Genomic DNA, 17,208 nt, shown 5'->3' with positions numbered 1-17,208 from the left:
CTCAACGGGACTGCTCGACGTTACCGAACTGAGTCGACGTCTGAGCTACCCGACGCCGGACGGTGCGCAGTACCACAGCAAGTCCGGCATTATACGCATTTTGCCGGGGTTGTACCGCACTTACGCACCGCCTTCCCACTACTGGGTGAGATCAGCGATTGACGGAGCGTAAGTAGAAGTATCACCTGAGTATGGGAAACGCGGGGCAAGCGCGTCCCGCAGCGGTGCCGGGGGGAGAACGTACATGAGTGTCATCCGACCGACGACCGTTGAGGTCGAAACCTCACTGCGGCTCGTCGCACCAGACGCCACCGCTCTGCCGGTGCGCGCCAGCCTGCGCTACGACCCAGCCGACCCGTACGCGGTCCACGTTTTGTTCCACGCCGATTCGGCCGGCGGCGAGGCGGTGAGCTGGTCGTTCGCCCGTGAGCTCCTCGTCACAGGCCTCGACGAGCCCGCCGGCATCGGCGACGTCCGGGTCTGGCCGTGGGCCACGCCGCGGGGCGACTTCGTCGCACTGGCCCTGTCGTCACCTGACGGGAACGCCCTTTTCGAGGTGCCGCGCAGCGTGCTCGTGCGGTTCCTGCGGCGGACCTACGTCGTCGTACCGCGCGGTCGCGAAACCGACCACCTGGACGTCGACGCGGCGGTCAACCGGCTGCTGGCCGGTAGATAGCAAACGAAAGGGGGCGCCGCGCGGATCTGCCGACTCCGCGCGGCGCCTTCTTTCATGCGGTCATGCGGTACGCGCCAGCATCGCCAACCGCGGAATGACCACCTCGCGCCAGCCCGGCCCCATCCGCTCGAACGCCTCCCGGTCACGCGGCTTGTCGAAGTCGAACCCGCTGTGCTCGAGCAGCAGCCGCGTCCCGTCACCCTCCGGCACCAGACGCCAGGTCAGGGTCCAGGATTCGTTGAACGTATAGACGAACTTCTCCTCGGGGACGACCTCGACGACTTCGCAAGGTATCTCTCCGTACACGGGCATCTGAAGATGGAAGCGGTGCCCCACGACGGCGGCGATGTCTCCCGGCGCCCACCAGCGCGCGTGCAACTCGGGGTCGGTCAGCGTGCGCCAGACCCTACTGGGCGACGCGGCGACGAACTGGTCGACGCTGATCGTGTCGGTGCTCGGTGCTGTCATGATCTTTCCTCCTCGGCGACGTCGGCGAACGAGCGCAGCCGCTCGCGCCAGAACCGTTCGAACGGGTGCAGCCACTCGCCGACCTGCGCGAGCGGCTCGGCGTTGAGGTGGTAGTGCCGCTGGCGCCCCTGCGGCACGTCCCGCACGAGCGCGACGCGGCGCAGCACCTGCAGGTGCTCGGCGATCGCGGGCCGGCTCAGCTCGAACTGATTGGCAAGATCGCCGGCGGTACGCGGCCCGTCGGCGAGCAACCGCAGCAGCCTGCGCCGCACCGGGTTGGCGAGCGCCAGAAACACGTCATCCTCAGCCACGCCGAGAAAAATACGTCGGAGACTCCCGACATGTCAACAATCTCCGACGCTTTGTGTGGTACTACTGCTGTCGTGGGAGCTGTGAAGCCTTGGCACCTGGCGCTGCTGTCGTTCTGCTGCCTGGGCACGACCGCGGTCATCGCCGGCGTGGCCCTGCTGTTCATCCGCCGCCGCCGCTCCTGATGGAAGTACGCCTGGCCTCGGCACCCGCACCAGGTCGCGAGAACGAGGACATCGCGTTCGCGGCCGCCGGCCTCGTCGGAGTCCTGGACGGCGTCACCGCACACGCCACGCTCGACAGCGGCTGCCTCCACGGCCCGGCGTGGTACGTCCAGCGGCTGGCGGGCCACCTGCTGCGACGCGGCGTGACCTCCGCCGCGGCCCCACTGGCGCAGACGCTGGCCGAGGCGATCGAACTGGTGCGAGACGACCATGGCGGTGGCTGCGACCTGAACCACCCCAACACCCCGGCCGCGACGGTGACGCTGCTCCGCACGCACGGTGACGAAGCCGACTACCTCGTGCTCTGCGACAGCCCGCTGGTGATCGACCGCGGCTCGGGCGCCGAGCTCATCACGGACGACCGCTTCACCGAGGCGGTCGCCCCGCTGCGCGCGAAAGCACTGGCCGGCGACGTGCCCATCGGCAGCAACGAACACGCGCAACGCATCCGAGCGGCCCGACTCGGCCAGCAGGAACTGGTCAACCGCCCGGACGGCTACTGGATCGCCGCAGCCAACCCAGAGGCGGCGGCGCACGCCGTAGAAGGCAGCGTCCCGCTACATGGCACCGGCGCCCTGAGACGCGCGGCCCTCCTGACCGACGGCGCGTCCTGCATCGTCGACCAGTTCGGGTTGCTCGACTGGTCGCAGCTCCTGGACCTACTGACCGACAAAGGTCCACAGGAGCTGATCGATCGGGTACGGGCGGCAGAAGCCGCGGACGGCGACGGCTACACCCGACCGCGCTACAAGCGCCACGACGACGCCACGGCAGCCATCTGCCTGTTCGACTGAGGCTTAGTTCCTAGGCGAGCAACCAGCGCAGGGCGTCCGGAAGGAGGACGCCGCCGTGGTTGGGGCTGTGGCCTCCGTCGCCGAGGGCGAGTCGGAAGTCGTAGCCCGCTTCGGCCAACGCGGCCGCGACGCGAAGGTTGCTGGCGAGCCAGTTGTGTTCGGGCTCGTTCCACTGGAGGTCTCGGTGGCCCGCCTGCATGAAGATGCGCAGGGGCTTACGGGGGACGCTGGGGATCAACTCCGGGTACGGGTTGCCGCCAGGCATCTGCACGAAGCTGGACAAGCAGCAGATCACCCGGCGGAACTTGTCGGGGCGCAGCCACGCGGCGGTGAAGGCGCCGTTCCCGCCGCTGCTGCCGCCGCAGATGCCCCACCGCTCGGGGTCCTCCGTGATCGCGTAGCGCTGCGCGACCTGCGGAATGATCTCGGTCAGCAGGAAGGTGACCAGACGGTCGTCGAACGCGTCGTACTCGACGTTGCGATTCTTCGGGTTCTGCGCGTCCGCCAGCACGCCAGGATCGACGAACAGTCCAATGGTGACGGGGATGTCACCACTGTGGATCAGATTGTCCAGGACGATCGCGCCGCGAACCTCGCCATCCGGATCGAGATACCACTGCCCGTCCAGGAAAACGACCAGCGCCGCGGGCTGCGCCCGGTCGTACTGAGCCGGCACGTGCACCCAGAACTTCCGCGACGTGCCCGGGTAGACCCAGCTGTCGTCCCAGCCGAACTCGACGGTCTCACCGACCGGCACCCCCACCCGCCGACGCGAGTCAGGCCCATGGGCGTAGCGAACGTCCGTCTGGTCGACGACGAGCGGGCGGAACGGCACCTCTGTGGTCACCCCGGGCACGGTAGTCAGCGGAGGGCGCGGCCGTGTGAGCGGGCCAGGTCCGCCGCCCGGGCACCCAGCTCCGCCGCCAGCTCCGTGAACTGGTCGAGGTCCGGGACGACGCCGACCAGGGTGAGCTCGCGTTCGACCACCCGCAGGTCCAGCTCCCACAGCTCCCCCAGAATCCGGCGCATCCAGGGCGTCGCGTGGTCCCAACCCGCACGCGGCGTGCCCGGGCCGTAGGCGCCGCCGCGGACCGTGACCAGGACCGCCGGCTTGCCGGCCAGGAGGGGCGGGGCGCCGGGCGCCATCCGCGGGTCCGCGAGGACCGTGTCGACCCAGGTCTTGAAGTGCTGCGAGACGCCGTAGTTGTAGAGCGGCACCGCGAACAGCAACGCGTCCGCCGAGACCAGCTCGTCGGTGAGCCGCGCGGCCAGCGCGGCGGCCGAACGCTGGGCGCCGCTCCACTTGTCCGGCGGGAGGTACTTCGCCATGTTGGCGTCCGCCCACGCCGTCGCCGGCAGCACGTCCGTGCCGATGTGGCGGCGCACGATCCGGTCGTCGGGGTGTGCCGCGCGCCACTCCGACTCCACGATGTCGGCGACCTCGCGGCTGTGTGAACCCTCGACGCGGATGCTCGCGTCGAGCCGGAACAACGACATGTCAAACCTCCAGCGGGTTTTGCTGATGTGTCAGCAAAGCTAGGACCAAGATGCTGACGCGTCAACAAAAGCTCCGGTAAGCTCCGCCACATGACCGAACCCCGCTGGCTGGACCCGCAGGAGCGGCGCATGTGGCGGGCCTACCTGCGCATGCAGCGCGCGATCGAGGTCGCCCTCGTCCGGCAGCTCGGTGAGACCGGCATCTCCCGCACCGACTTCGAGGTGCTGGTGCCGCTGTCCGAGGCCAAAGACCGCAGCTTGCGCGTACGCGATCTCGCGAGCTGGACCGGCTGGGACCGCAGCCGGATCAGTCACCAGCTCCGGCGCATGGAGGAGCGCGGCCTGATCACCCGCGAGGACGTCGCCGACGACGCACGCGGCACGATGGTGCGGCTGACCGACAAGGGGTACGAGATCACCGTCGCGGCCGCGCCCGGGCAGGTCGAGACGGTCAGACGGGTGCTGGTCGACCTGCTCGACCCGGCGGAGATCGACCAGCTCACCACGATCGGCGAACGGGTCGCGACCGCGGCGGGCTACGCCAACCTGCCCTACCCCGACGAGAGATAGGCCGACCACGCCCGCAGCCGGTCGGCCTCCGGTGTCAGCACGCAGTCACCGCAGGTGCCGCCGCCGGGGATGCGGTAGTACAGGCAGCAGTTCGCGCGTACCAGGAAACGCCGTGGTGACGCCGGGCTCGGGCGGACCACCGAGCCCGTGCCGGCCAGCGGTGGCAGGGTCAGTGCGTGGTCGAGCACCGCGCCCACCCGCGCGGCGTGGCGGGGCATCGTGTCGGCAAGGACGCCGGCGGCGCCGGCCAGGGCCGACGCGACGTTGCCCCACAGCACCTTCGGCGAGAGCCTGAACGTGTCCCGGAAGACACCGAGCAACGGCGTCACCGTTTCCGCCAGTGGGCCGCCGACCAGGGCCGAAGCCACCTGCGCCGGGGACAGGTCGGCCTGCGCGAGGACCACCCCGTACGCCATCGGCATCGGGCCCGACGGCACCGTGCGCCACCACAGGTTTGCCCGGGTGGCCAGGGGCAACGCACCGCCCGCGACGGCCGCCCCCAGCGGTGGCGACAGCAGCCGTGACACCACGCCCATGAACCAGACCGACGCCACCACCCGCTCCGGCACCTCCGACGGGGCCAGCCCGAACGCGCTGACCAGCGTCGATCTCGCCACCGCCACCCGTGAGGCGGCGACCGACGGTGTCAGCAGCGAGGTGAACGGCTGCCAGCCCGCGCCGTCGGACCACGCCTCCCACGAGAAATACGGGCCGATCGCGGCAGCGGCCGCCAGCGCCGGGCCGGCGGCGGCGGACTGGTGGGGTGGCACGCGTGTGAGCGTAGACCTTCGATGGGGCAGACTTTGCATCCATGCGCGAGGTGCTCGTCATCGGGATCGGGGCCGGCGACCCTGACCAGCTAACCCTCGAAGCGGTCAAGGCGCTCGGCCGCCTCGACGTCGCCTTCCTGGTCGACAAGGGCGACGAGAAGCGCGACCTCACCGACCTGCGGCGGGAAATGCTGCGCGAGTACGCGCCGAGAGCGCGCGTCGCGTCCGTAAAGGACCCGGAGCGTGACCGCGCGGCGACGCGATATGCGACAGCCGTCGACGACTGGCGTCGCGAGCGCGCCGCGAACTACCGCGACCTGATCCGCGACGAGCTCACCGAGCACCAGACCGGCGGCTTCCTCGTCTGGGGCGACCCGGCCCTGTTCGACAGCACGATCGCCATCCTCGACGACATCGACGGCATCACCTTCACGTACGCCGTCATCCCCGGCATCTCCAGCGTCTCCGCCCTCGCCGCCCGCCACCGCATCGGGCTCAACCGCGTCGGGCGCGCCGTGCAGATCACCACCGGTCGCCGCCTCGCCACTGAAGGCATGCCTTCCGATGTGGACGATCTCGTGGTCATGCTCGACGCCCGCAACGCCTACCGCGCGGTCGAGGACGACGTCGACATCTACTGGGGCGCCTACCTCGGCACCCAGGACGAGATCCTGCGTGCCGGAAAACTGCACGAGACTAGGGACGAGATCGACGAGGTACGCGCGGCGGCGCGCGCCCGCAAGGGCTGGATCATGGACACCTACCTGCTCCGCCGCCGGGACCGATGACCACCACCGTCCTCATCCTGGGCGGCACCACGGAGGCCCGCGAGCTGGCCGACCTGCTGACCGGCCACGACGACCTGCACGTCGTCACCTCCTACGCCGGCCGGACCCGACAACCGCACACGCCACAAGGGACGACCCGCACCGGCGGCTTCGGCGGCGCCGACGGGCTGCGCGAATGGCTCCACCGGCACCGGCCGGCGATCCTGGTCGACGCGACCCACCCCTTCGCCGAGACCGTCGGCGCCCACGCGGCCGCCGCGCACGGCGCGCCGAGGCTGCGCCTGCTCCGTCCAGGATGGACCGAGCAGCCGAAGGACCGGTGGAACCGCGTCCCCAACCTCGAGACCGCCGCCGCCGTCCTGCCCACCCACGGCGCCCGCGCGTTCATCACCACGGGCCGCCAGCGGCTGGACGTGTTCACCACCAACCCGGCCTGCGGCGCGCTCCCCCTGCTCCTCGTGCGCTGCATCGAGCCGCCCGCCGACGACCTGCCCACCAACGTACGCGTGATCCTGGACCGTGGACCGTACACCGTGGACAGTGAACGCGGCCTGATCCACCGGCACGGCATCGACGTCGTCGTCGCCAAGGACAGCGGCGGCGACGCCACCCGCGCCAAGCTCGACGCCGCCCGTGAACGCGGCATACCGGTGATCCTGGTCAATCGCCCGATACAGCATGGTATGCCCACCGTCGACACACCCGCCGCGGCCGCCGTCCGGGTCCGCGAACTAGTCTCCGGACCGTGACGCTCGTACTGCTCTCCACCGCCGACACCGACCTCCTGGCCGCCAGCTCCGCCGACGCACCGTGGCGGGTCGCCAACCCTTCCCGGCTCACCACCGACGACCTCCCCGCACTGCTCGACGGCGCGACCGGCGTGGTGCTGCGCCTGCTCGGCGGCCGCCGCACCTGGCCCGAGGGCGTCGACGCGGTGCTCGCCGCCGGCCTGCCGGTCGTCGCGGTCGGTGGTGAGGCCGTGCCGGACGCCGAGCTGACCGCGCTGTCCACGGTGCCGGCCGGCGTGGTCGCCGACGCGCAGCGCTACCTGGTCGCCGGCGGACCGGCCAACCTGCTCCAGCTCCACCGGTTCCTCGCCGACACCCTGCTGATGGCCGGTGAGGGCTTCGACCCTCCGGTCGAGTTCCCGGCGTACGGGCGGCACGGCGAGCAGAGCACCGCGAAGGGCCCGAAGGTCGGCGTGGTCTTCTACCGGGCCCACGCGCTCGCCGGCAACACCGCGTTCGTCGACACGCTCGCCGAGGAGGTGGCCAAGGCGGGCGGCACACCCATGCCGGTGTACGCAGCGTCCCTGCGCTCCGCCGAGACCGGCCTCTACGAGCTGCTCCAGGGCTGCGACGCGCTGATCGTCACCGTGCTCGCGGCCGGCGGCACCACGGCGGCCGACGCGTCCGCGGGCGGCGACGACGACGCCTGGTCGGTCGAAGCACCGGCCGCCCTCGACGTCCCCGTGCTGCAGGGCCTCTGCCTGACCACCACCAAGCAAGCGTGGGAGCGAAGTGACGCCGCACTCACCCCCATGGACGCCGCCATGCAGGTGGCGATCCCGGAGTTCGACGGCCGCCTGATCACGGTGCCGTTCTCGTTCAAGGAGCCGGGTCCGGACGGCGTCCCCGTCTACCGCGCCGACCCGGAGCGCGCCGCCCGCGTGGCGGGCATCGCCGTGCGACACGCCAAGCTGAGGGCGATCCCCAACAGCGAGAAGCGGCTCGCGATCGTCCTGTCGTCCTACCCGACCAAGCACTCCCGGGTCGGCAACGCGGTCGGCCTCGACACCCCGGCCTCGGCGGTCGCCCTGCTCCAAGCGTTGAAGGACGCCGGCTACGACGTCGGCGACGTGCCCACCGACGGGGACACGCTGATCCACACCCTGATCGCCGCCGGCGGCCACGACGTCGAATGGCTCACCGAGGAGCAGCTCGCCGCCGCCCCGATCCGGGTGCCCGCTTCCACGTACCAGCAATGGTTCGAAGAGGTCCCGCAGAGCCTGCGAGAGGCGATGACCGAGCACTGGGGCGCCCCGCCCGGCGAGCTCTACGTCGACGGCAACGACATCGTCCTGGCCGCCCTCCGGTACGGCAACGTCACGCTGATGATCCAGCCCCCGCGCGGCTTCGGCGAGAACCCGATCGCCATCTACCACGACCCGGACCTGCCGCCGTCGCACCACTACCTGGCCGCGTACCGCTGGTTGCGGTCCAACGTGGACGCCGTCGTGCACCTCGGCAAGCACGGCACCCTGGAGTGGCTGCCCGGCAAGGGGCTCGGCCTGTCGAAGGAGTGCGCACCGGACGCCGTGCTCGGCGACCTCCCGCTCGTCTACCCGTTCGTGGTCAACGACCCGGGCGAGGGCACCCAGGCCAAGCGGCGCGGCCACGCCACGATCGTCGACCACCTGGTGCCCCCGATGGCCCGCGCCGACACGTACGGCGACATGGCCCGCCTGGAACAGCTCCTCGACGAGTACGCCACCGTCGCCGCGCTCGACCCCACGAAGGTGCCGACCCTGCGGGCGCAGATCTGGACGCTGATCCACGCCGCCGAACTGCACCACGACCTGCACGTCGACGAGCAGCCGGGCGACGACGACTTCGACGACTTCGTGCTGCACGTCGACGGCTACCTATGCGAGATCAAGGACTCGCTGATCCGCGACGGCCTGCACATCCTCGGCGCGCCGCCCGAGGGCGAGGCACGGGTCAACATGGTGCTGGCGATCCTGCGCGCCCGCCAGGTCTGGGGTGGCCGCCGCGGCGCCCTGCCGGGCCTGCGCGAGGCCCTCGCCGTCTACCTCGGCCTCGACGACACCGCGCTGGAGAGCGACGCCTTGGAGGACACGGCCCGCCGGCTGGTGCTCGCGATGGAGAGCCACGCGTGGGCTGCGGATGCCGCAACCGTTGCCGCAACCGAGGTGTTGGAGAGCACGCCCGAAGCGGTCGTCGAGGTGCTCCGCTTCGCCGCCACCGAGGTCGTCCCGCGGCTGGCCGCGACCACCGACGAGCTTAAAGCCGTCGCTCACGCGCTCGACGGCGGCTACGTGCCCGCCGGCCCGTCCGGCTCGCCCACCCGCGGCCTGGTCAACGTGCTGCCGACCGGCCGCAACTTCTACTCCGTCGACCCCAAGGCGATCCCGTCGCGCAACGCCTGGGACGTCGGCCGCGCGCTGGCCGACTCGCTGCTCGCCCGCCACCGGGAGGACACCGGCACCTGGCCGGCCCTGGTCGGGCTGACGGTCTGGGGCACCAGCGCCATGCGCACCCAGGGCGACGACATCGCCGAGGTGCTCGCGCTGATCGGCGCCCGCCCGGTCTGGGACGACGCCTCCCGCCGGGTCACCGGCTTCGAGATCGTCCCGCGCGAGGAGCTCCAACGGCCCCGGATCGACGTGACGGTCCGCATCTCCGGCTTCTTCCGCGACGCGTTCCCGCATGTGATCGCCCTACTGGACGACGCGATCGCCGCGGTCGCCGACCTCGACGAGCCCGACAACTTCGTCCGGGAGCACGCCCTGGCCGACCAGGCCGAGCACGGCGACTGGCGGCGGGCCACCACCAGGATCTTCGGTTCCAAGCCCGGCGCGTACGGTGCCGGCCTGTTGCCGTTGATCGACGCCCGCAACTGGCGCGACGACCGCGACCTCGCCGAGGTGTACGCGGTCTGGGGCGGCTACGCCTACGGGCGCGGGCTGGACGGGCGGGCGGCGCGCGGCGACCTCGAGACGGTCTATCGGCGGATGGCGGTGGCGGCCAAGAACGTCGACACCCGCGAGCACGACATCGCCGACTCCGACGACTACTTCCAGTACCACGGCGGCATGGTGGCGATGGTGCGCGCGTTGCGCGGCAGCGACCCGGCCGCGTACATCGGCGACTCGCACCGTCCTGACGAGGTACGCACCCGGTCGCTGGCAGAAGAGACGAAACGGGTGTTCCGCGCCCGGGTGGTCAACCCGCGCTGGATCGAGGCGATGCGCCGGCACGGCTACAAGGGCGCGTTCGAGCTCGCCGCGACGGTCGACTACCTCTTCGGGTACGACGCGACGGCCGGCGTCGTCGACGACTGGATGTACGAGAAGCTGGCCGCCGCCTACGTGCTGGACCCGTCGGTGCGCGAGTTCCTCGACAAGTCCAACCCGTGGGCCCTGCGCGGCATCACGGAGCGGTTGCTGGAGGCGGCCGAGCGGGGTCTGTGGGCTTCACCGTCGCCGGAGACCATCGACGCGCTGCGTGCCGAGTACCTCCGGACGGAAGGGGACCTCGAGGGAGCGTAATCTCACTCCCTTTGACGCGGCCCGCGTCAGTGGGTCAGCATGTTGGAACGAGCGGTGCGGAGGAACCCGGTGCGATTCCGGGGCGGTCCCGCCACTGTCACCGGGGAGCGAACCCTCACCCGATTGGTCACGGCCCGCAAGGGTTGGAAGGCCGAGGGGAAGCGTCGATCCGGGAGCCAGGACACTCGGCCGCTCGCCGTCGAACCGTCGCGGGCGTGGACACCCGCGGAAGGGATTGCGCCATGTCGTCGCGCCTGCACGCACAATGAGTGCCGCGTACCCGTTCTCCGCCGTCGTCGGCCTCGCCGACCTCCGCCAGGCCCTGCTGCTCAACGCCGTGTCGCCGGTGATCGGCGGCGTCCTGGTCCGCGGCGAGAAGGGCACCGCGAAGTCGACGATGGTACGGGCGCTCGCGGCGCTGCTGCCGGACATCGCGGTGGTGCCGGGCTGCCGGTTCGCCTGTGACCCGGCCGCGCCCGACCCGACCTGCCCGGACGGCCCGCACGCCGGCGCGACGCGGACCGTCCGGCGGTCGCGGCTCGTGGAGCTGCCGGTCGGCGCCACCGAAGACCGGGTCGTCGGCACCCTCGACGTGCAGCGGATCCTGACCGAGGGCACGAAGGCGTACGAGCCGGGCCTGCTCGCCGCCGCGCACCGGGGCGCGCTCTACGTCGACGAGGTCAACCTGCTCCCCGACCACCTGGTCGACCTGCTGCTGGACGCGGCCGCGATGGGCCGCGCGTTCGTCGAGCGCGACGGCGTCTCGCTCCGGCACGCCGCCCGTTTCCTGCTGGTCGGCACGATGAACCCGGAGGAGGGCGAGCCGCGGCCGCAGCTCGTCGACCGGTTCGGGCTCGTGGTCGAGGTCGGCGCGCCGCAGGAGCCCGGCGACCGGGCCGAGGTGGTCCGCCGCCGGCTGGCCTACGAGGCCGACCCGGACGGCTTCGCCGCGCGGTTCGCCGACGCGGACGCCGCGACGGCCGAGCGGATCGTGGCGGCCCGGGCCCGGCTGCCGAAGGTCACGCTGCCGGACGCCGCACTGGACCGGATCGCCCGGATCTGCCTGGCGTACGGCGTCGACGGGCTGCGCGCCGACATCGTCATCGCCCGCACCGCGGTCGCGCTGGCCGCCTGGCGGGACCGGGCCATCGTGACCGACCAGGAGGTCGACGACGCGGCCCGGCTGGCCCTGCCGCACCGGCGACGGCGCGACCCGTTCGACCCGCCGGGCGCCGACCAGCAGGCCCTGGACGACGCGCTCGAGCAGGCCGGCGGGTCCGAACAGCCGCCGCCGGAGCCGGACGACGACCCGGACCAGGGCGGCGGCCAGGGCTCGGAGAATCCGCCCCCGGACGCGGGCGGCCCGGACGGCGGCGGTGCCGCTGCCGCGCCCGACGCCGAGGACCGGCCGGGCGGCGCACCTGCCACTCCCCCGCCGGCCGCGGCGGCCCCGGTCGGCTCCGCCTACAAGACCCGCACCCTTACCGCACGCTCCCGTGGCCGCTACGGCCACAGTGGACGCCGCTCGCCCGCCTACGCCGCCCGGGGCCGGGTCGCCGGTTCCCGTGCCCCACGCGGGCGGATCGGCGCCGTGCACCTGCCCGACACCGTCCTCGCCGCCGCCCGGGACCAGAGCGCAAGGAACGGTCCGTTGTTAACGCATAGCGTTAACAACGGACCGTTCCTTGCCCGAATAGCGATCCGCGAGCGGCACCTGCGCGAGGCGGTCCACATCGGACGCGAGGCCAACCTGGTGTTGTTCGTGGTCGACGCGTCCGGCTCGATGGCCGCCCGGGCCCGGATGGCCACCGTCAAGACCGCCGTGCTCTCGCTGCTCCGCGACGCCTACCAGCGGCGCGACACGGTGGGCATGATCACGTTCCGGGACACCGACGCGACCACCGTGCTGCGCCCGACCTCCAGCCACGAGGTCGGCGTGCGCCGGCTGGCCGACCTGCGCACAGGCGGGCGCACGCCGCTGGCCGCAGGCCTCGCCGCCGCCGCCCGCACGCTGGCCGGCGAGCGGCGCCGTGACCCGCTGCGCCGCCCGCTGCTGGTCGTGGTCACCGACGGCCGGCACACCCGCGGCCCGGACCCGCGCACGGTCGCACCGGCCCTCGCCGGCGTGCCGAGCGTCGTGGTCGACTGCGAGACCGGCCCGGTCAAGCTCGGCATGGCCCGCACGCTGGCCGGTGCCCTGGACGCCGAGTACCTCCCGCTCGCGGCGCTGTCCGCCGCCACCCTCAAGGCGGTGTGACGATGCCACAGGGCAAGGTCGAACAGGTTCCCGACGACGGCCTGACCACGCGGGAACGGCGGCGGCAGCCGCTGCTCGCCGTGCACACCGGCGTCGGCAAGGGCAAGTCGACGGCCGCGTTCGGGATGGCGCTGCGTGCCTGGAACGCCGGCTGGCCGATCGTGGTGTTCCAGTTCGTGAAGAGTCCGAAGTGGCGGGTCGGCGAGGAGTCGGCGCTCAAAGCGCTGGGTGCTCACCACGAGGCCACCGGGGCAGGCGCGCCGGTCACCTGGCACAAGATGGGCGAGGGCTGGTCGTGGCTGGCCCGGCCCGGCGACGAGCGCGACCACGCCGCCGAAGCGGCCGAGGGCTGGGCGCAGGTCAAGCGGGACCTGGCCGACGAGCGTTACCGGTTCTACGTGCTGGACGAGTTCACGTACCCGATGAAATGGGGTTGGGTCGACGTCGCCGAGGTCGTGACGACGCTGCGCGCCCGGCCGGGCAACCAGCACGTCGTCGTGACCGGGCGGGACGCAGCGCCGGCGCTGGTCGAGGCGGCCGACCTGGTCACCGAGATGACCAAGGTCAAGCATCCGATGGACGTCGGCCGCAAGGGACAGCAGGGCATCGAGTGGTGACCACCCCGCGCATCGTGGTGGCCGCGCCGGCGTCCGGGCACGGCAAGACCACCGTCGCGGGCGGGCTGCTGGCGGCGTTCGCCGCCCGGGGCAAGCGGGTGGCCGGGTTCAAGGTCGGTCCGGACTACATCGACCCCGGCTACCACGCGCTGGCCAGCGGCCGTCCCGGCCGCAACCTCGACCCGGTCATGGTCGGCGAGGAACGGATCGCGCCGCTGTTCGCGCACGGCGCCGAGGGCGCCGACCTCGCGGTCGTCGAGGGTGTGATGGGGCTCTTCGACGGCCGGGCGCACGCGGGCGAGCACGGTTCGACCGCGCAGGTGGCCAAGCTGCTCTCCGCGCCGGTGCTGCTCGTGGTCGACGGTTCGGCGGTCGGACGGTCGGTGGCCGCGCTGGTGCACGGGTTCCGCGGCTTCGACCCGACGCTGCGGCTGGCCGGCGTGGTGCTCAACAAGGTGGGCTCGGACCGGCACGAGGCGATCCTGCGCGAGGCGCTGGAGGAGACCGGAACCCCGGTGCTCGGCGTGCTGCGGCGATCGGAGGCGGTCGCCGCGCCGTCCCGGCATCTCGGGCTCGTGCCCGTCGTGGAACGGCACGCGACGGCGGCGACGGCCATGGCCGCGCTGGCCGAGCTGATCGCGTCCAGTGTGGACCTTTCCGCTATCGAGGCGGCGGCCGCCACGGCGCCGCCGTTGGCGGTCGAGCCGTGGTCGCCACCGGTTGCTTCTCGGCCTGACCGGCCGGTGGTCGCGGTGGCCGGTGGGCCGGCGTTCAGCTTCTCGTACGCGGAGACCACCGAGCTGTTGGCCGCCGCGGGCGCGGAGGTCGTGACCGTGGACCCGTTGCACGACGAGGCTTTGCCGCCCGGGACCGCCGCGCTGGTCGTCGGCGGCGGCTTCCCCGAGGTGTACGCGGCCGAGCTGTCCGCCAACGTCCCGTTGCGGGCCGCCGTGGCCGGGCTGGCCGCCGCCGGCGCTCCCGTCGCGGCCGAGTGCGCGGGCCTGCTCTGGTTGGCCCGCAGCCTCGACGGCGCACCGATGTGCGGCGTGCTGCCGGCGGACGCCGAGATGACCGGCCGGCTCACGCTCGGCTACCGGGACGCGGTGGCGATCTCGCCGAGCTGGCTCGCGCCGGTCGGCACCCGGCTCACCGGGCACGAGTTCCACCGCACGGCGACCACGCCCGGCGCCGGGGAGGCGCCCGCGTACGCCTGGCGGGACAAGCCCGGCGAGGGCTTCGTGGCGGGCAACGTGCACGCCTCCTACCTGCACCTGCACTGGGCCGGTGCCCCGGAGATCGCGGAACGGCTGGTGGCGGCATGCGCCTGATCGGAGTCGGCGTCGGGCCCGGAGATCCGGAGCTGATGACGCTCAAGGGCGTGCGCGCGCTGGCGACCGCCGGCCGGGTGTTCGTACCCGTGCTCGATCCGGCCGATGTCGGGCGCGCGGAGGCGACCGTGCGGGCGCACGCCGCCCACGAGCGGATCGAGCGGCTGGTGTTCGCGCTCAACGAGCGGACGGACGCGGGCCGGCGCGAGCACTACTGGGACGAGGCCGGGCGGCGGGTCGCGCAGTGGCTGCGGGAGACCGGCGGCACGGCGGCGTTCGCCACGATCGGCGACCCCAACGTGTACGCGACCTTCGGCTATCTGGCGGAGACCGTGCGCGGGCTGGTACCGGAGGTGGAGATCGAGACCGTGCCGGGCATCACCGCGATGCAGGCGCTGGCCGCCGCCGCCGGACGGCCGCTGGTCGAGGGCGGCGAGGAGCTGGTGCTGCTGCCGATGGCCCGCGGCGACCTGGGCGCGCTGCACGCGGCGCTGGAACGGGACGCGACCGTGGTGGTCTACAAGGGCGGGCGGCACATGGCGGCGATCGCCTCGGCGGCCGCCGGGCGCGGTGCCGTGGTGGGCAGCCACCTCGGGCTGCCGGACGAGAAGGTGCAGCCGCTCGACGCGGTCGACGGTCCGTTGCCGTACCTGGCGACGGTGCTGATCCCGGCCGTGCGCGAGCGGCGGGGAGGAAAGCTGTGACCGGTCGGGTGAGCTTCGTCGGTGCGGGCCCGGGCGCCGCCGACCTGCTGACGCTGCGCGCGGCCCGCCGCCTGGGCGAGGCCGACGTGGTGGTCTGGGCGTCCAGCCTGGTCGCCGCCGAGGTGCTCACGCACGTGCGGCCCGGGGCCGAGGTGGTCGACTCGGCGGCCGTGCCGCTGGAGGCGGTCGTCGAGATCTACCACCGCGCGGCGGCCGAGGGTCTGCACGTGGTGCGGCTGCACTCCGGCGACCCGAGCCTGTGGGGCGCGGTGGCGGAGCAGCTCGACGCCTGTGCGGACCTCGACCTGGAGACGGAGATCGTGCCGGGTGTCTCGGCGTTCGCGGCCGTCGCGGCGGCGGCCGGCCGGGAGCTGACGGTGCCCGAGGTGGCCCAGTCGGTGATCCTGACCCGGCTCGAGGGCGGCAAGACACCGATGCCCGACGGGGAGCGGATCGCGGACTTCGCCCGGCACGGCACCACGATGGCGGTGTTCCTGTCAGCGGCGCGCGCCAAACAGCTCGCCGAGCAACTGCTGGCCGGCGGCTACCCGGCCGAGACACCGGTGGTGATCGGTTCGCGGGTGAGCTGGCCCGACGAGCTGCTGGCCTGGTGCACGATCGGCACGCTGGCCGAGACGGTCCGGGCGCACAAGCTGTGGAAGCACACGCTGTTCCTGGTCGGGCCGGCGCTGGCCGCGCACGGCACGCGCAGCCACCTCTACCACCCGGGCCATTTCCACGGACACCGCAAGGCCGAGCGGACGGCCCGCGAAGAGCTGAAGGCCCGACATGCCTGACGTGACGGTGTACGGCCACGACGGCGGCCCCCTGCCGGCCACGGTCGGCCCGGCCACGCTGCTGGTGGGCGGCGCCCGACACCTGGCCGACGTGTCGTCGAACGCCGAACGGGTGGTGATGGGCGACGTGGCCGCGGCCGTCGACCGGATCACCGACCACGATGGACCGGTCGCGGTGGTGGCCAGCGGCGACCCCGGCTTCTTCGGCATCGTGCGCACACTGCGCCGGGCGGGCGTGGACCCCGTGGTGCGACCGGCGGTGTCGTCGGTGGCGCAGGCGTTCGCCCGGCTGGGACTGCCGTGGGACGACGCGGTCGTGGTGTCGGCACACGGCCGGGACGACGGCTTGCGCCGGGCGGCGAACGTCTGTCGCGCGTACCCGAAGGTGGCTGTGCTGACCGGCCCCGGCGCGGACCCGCCGGCACTCGCGGCGGCCTTGGAGGGGTGGCGCCGCCGGATCGTGGTGGCCTCCCGGCTCGGCACCGCCGAGGAACGGCTCACCGGCCCGGACGGCGACTGGACCGACCCGAACGTGGTTCTCGTGCTGGCCGAGGACGGTGCCGCCGGCCCGGCCGGCTGGCTCGCCGGCGGCGTGCGCATGCCGGACGGGTGGGCGCTCCCGGAGGAGGCGTTCCACCACCGCGCCTCGATGATCACGAAGGCGGAGGTACGCGCGGTCGCGCTGGCCCACCTGGCGCCGGTACCCGGAACGCTGGTCTGGGACCTCGGCGCCGGGTCCGGCTCGGTCGCCGTCGAATGTGGACGCTTCGGCGCGGCCGTGATCGCGGTGGACCGCGACCCCGCGGCGACGGACCTGGTGCGGGCCAACGCGGCGCAACACGGCGTCGACGTACGGGTCGTGACCGGCACGGCACCCGAGGCCCTGGCCGACCTACCGGACCCGGACGCGGTCTTCGTGGGCGGCGGCGGGCCGGACGTGCTGGGTGCCGTGCTCGACCGCCGCCCGTCCCGGGTGGTCGCCGCATTCGCGGCCGTCGAGCCGATCGGCCCGACCGCCGCCGCCCTCGCCGCCGCCGGCTACACCACGGGCGGCGCACAGCTACAGGCCAACCGCCTGACCGACCTCGCGGGCCGCCACCGCCTGGCGGCGACCAACC

General features: G+C 72.8%; 17 protein-coding genes and 1 riboswitch. Of the genes, 12 read left to right on the top strand and 5 right to left on the bottom strand.

Annotation, left to right across the window (positions count from 1 at the left end; translation table 11 throughout):
* Positions 1 to 244: 244 nt before the first annotated feature.
* Positions 245 to 676 (top strand): SsgA family sporulation/cell division regulator, encoded by a 432-nt coding sequence (locus tag Air01nite_RS21670; RefSeq protein ID WP_089247988.1) that lies wholly within the window; start codon positions 245 to 247, stop codon positions 674 to 676.
* A 60-nt stretch (positions 677 to 736) separates the two neighbouring features.
* Here the strand turns inward: Air01nite_RS21670 and Air01nite_RS21665 are convergent, their stop codons facing one another.
* On the bottom strand, positions 737 to 1,144 hold the full coding sequence (locus tag Air01nite_RS21665) for an SRPBCC family protein (protein WP_203704654.1): 408 nt from the start codon (positions 1,142 to 1,144) through the stop codon (positions 737 to 739).
* Positions 1,141 to 1,455 (bottom strand): ArsR/SmtB family transcription factor, encoded by a 315-nt coding sequence (locus tag Air01nite_RS21660; RefSeq protein ID WP_203704652.1) that lies wholly within the window; start codon positions 1,453 to 1,455, stop codon positions 1,141 to 1,143. The genes Air01nite_RS21665 and Air01nite_RS21660 overlap by 4 nt, the downstream gene beginning before the upstream one ends.
* A gap of 182 nt (positions 1,456 to 1,637) precedes the next feature.
* Between Air01nite_RS21660 and Air01nite_RS21655 the strand changes: the two genes are divergently transcribed.
* Positions 1,638 to 2,471 (top strand): hypothetical protein, encoded by an 834-nt coding sequence (locus Air01nite_RS21655; RefSeq protein ID WP_203704650.1) that lies wholly within the window; start codon positions 1,638 to 1,640, stop codon positions 2,469 to 2,471.
* Positions 2,472 to 2,481: 10 nt separating this feature from the next.
* On the opposite strand, the gene Air01nite_RS21650 is transcribed toward Air01nite_RS21655, so the two are convergent.
* Both Air01nite_RS21650 and Air01nite_RS21645 read right to left on the bottom strand, forming a co-directional pair.
* Positions 2,482 to 3,318: an alpha/beta hydrolase gene (locus Air01nite_RS21650; protein WP_203704648.1), complete on the bottom strand. Its 837-nt coding sequence runs from the start codon at positions 3,316 to 3,318 to the stop codon at positions 2,482 to 2,484.
* Between the two features lie 14 nt (positions 3,319 to 3,332).
* On the bottom strand, positions 3,333 to 3,968 hold the full coding sequence (locus Air01nite_RS21645) for an FMN-dependent NADH-azoreductase (protein ID WP_203704646.1): 636 nt from the start codon (positions 3,966 to 3,968) through the stop codon (positions 3,333 to 3,335).
* Positions 3,969 to 4,058: 90 nt separating this feature from the next.
* Between Air01nite_RS21645 and Air01nite_RS21640 the strand changes: the two genes are divergently transcribed.
* A complete protein-coding gene (locus tag Air01nite_RS21640; protein WP_203704644.1) occupies positions 4,059 to 4,538 on the top strand; it encodes a MarR family winged helix-turn-helix transcriptional regulator in 480 nt (159 codons plus the stop codon).
* Here the strand turns inward: Air01nite_RS21640 and Air01nite_RS21635 are convergent.
* Complete coding sequence (locus Air01nite_RS21635) at positions 4,520 to 5,308, bottom strand: (2Fe-2S)-binding protein (RefSeq protein WP_239090869.1); 789 nt, start codon at positions 5,306 to 5,308, stop codon at positions 4,520 to 4,522. The two genes, Air01nite_RS21640 and Air01nite_RS21635, sit on opposite strands and share 19 nt — an antisense overlap.
* A gap of 41 nt (positions 5,309 to 5,349) precedes the next feature.
* On the opposite strand from Air01nite_RS21635, the gene cobF reads away from it, so the two are divergent.
* From cobF to cbiE, 9 genes are all read left to right on the top strand, one after another.
* Positions 5,350 to 6,096, top strand: coding sequence for a precorrin-6A synthase (deacetylating) (gene cobF / locus Air01nite_RS21630; RefSeq protein ID WP_203704640.1), 747 nt, complete (start codon positions 5,350 to 5,352; stop codon positions 6,094 to 6,096).
* Positions 6,093 to 6,845 (top strand): cobalt-precorrin-6A reductase, encoded by a 753-nt coding sequence (locus Air01nite_RS21625; RefSeq protein ID WP_203704638.1) that lies wholly within the window; start codon positions 6,093 to 6,095, stop codon positions 6,843 to 6,845. The genes cobF and Air01nite_RS21625 overlap by 4 nt, the downstream gene beginning before the upstream one ends.
* A complete protein-coding gene (gene cobN, locus Air01nite_RS21620) occupies positions 6,842 to 10,387 on the top strand; it encodes a cobaltochelatase subunit CobN (RefSeq protein ID WP_203704636.1) in 3,546 nt (1,181 codons plus the stop codon). The genes Air01nite_RS21625 and cobN overlap by 4 nt, the downstream gene beginning before the upstream one ends.
* Positions 10,388 to 10,422: 35 nt before the next feature.
* A riboswitch (cobalamin riboswitch) is annotated at positions 10,423 to 10,595 on the top strand.
* Positions 10,596 to 10,652: 57 nt separating this feature from the next.
* Positions 10,653 to 12,644 carry a VWA domain-containing protein gene (locus Air01nite_RS21615; RefSeq protein ID WP_203704634.1) on the top strand — a complete coding sequence of 664 codons (1,992 nt, stop codon included), beginning with the start codon at positions 10,653 to 10,655 and terminating at the stop codon, positions 12,642 to 12,644.
* Positions 12,645 to 12,646: 2 nt separating this feature from the next.
* Positions 12,647 to 13,261: a cob(I)yrinic acid a,c-diamide adenosyltransferase gene (gene cobO, locus Air01nite_RS41220; protein WP_239090868.1), complete on the top strand. Its 615-nt coding sequence runs from the start codon at positions 12,647 to 12,649 to the stop codon at positions 13,259 to 13,261.
* On the top strand, positions 13,255 to 14,589 hold the full coding sequence (locus tag Air01nite_RS21610; RefSeq protein WP_239090867.1) for a cobyrinic acid a,c-diamide synthase CobB: 1,335 nt from the start codon (positions 13,255 to 13,257) through the stop codon (positions 14,587 to 14,589). The genes cobO and Air01nite_RS21610 overlap by 7 nt, the downstream gene beginning before the upstream one ends.
* Entirely contained in the window at positions 14,580 to 15,293 is a 714-nt protein-coding gene (gene cobI, locus Air01nite_RS21605) for a precorrin-2 C(20)-methyltransferase (protein ID WP_203704632.1), read from the top strand. Before Air01nite_RS21610 ends, cobI begins: the two co-directional genes overlap by 10 nt.
* Positions 15,290 to 16,090 (top strand): precorrin-4 C(11)-methyltransferase, encoded by an 801-nt coding sequence (cobM, locus tag Air01nite_RS21600; RefSeq protein WP_203704631.1) that lies wholly within the window; start codon positions 15,290 to 15,292, stop codon positions 16,088 to 16,090. The genes cobI and cobM overlap by 4 nt, the downstream gene beginning before the upstream one ends.
* Positions 16,083 to 17,208 (top strand): precorrin-6y C5,15-methyltransferase (decarboxylating) subunit CbiE (cbiE, locus tag Air01nite_RS21595; protein ID WP_203704630.1); only part of this gene is annotated, 1,126 nt, incomplete at its 3' end. The genes cobM and cbiE, both read left to right, overlap by 8 nt.

It is taken from the genome of Asanoa iriomotensis (assembly GCF_016862515.1).
Taxonomy (GTDB): Bacteria; Actinomycetota; Actinomycetes; order Mycobacteriales; family Micromonosporaceae; genus Asanoa; species Asanoa iriomotensis.
Note: the sequence above shows the minus strand (reverse complement) of the source record. Positions and strands in the feature narration are given on the sequence as shown.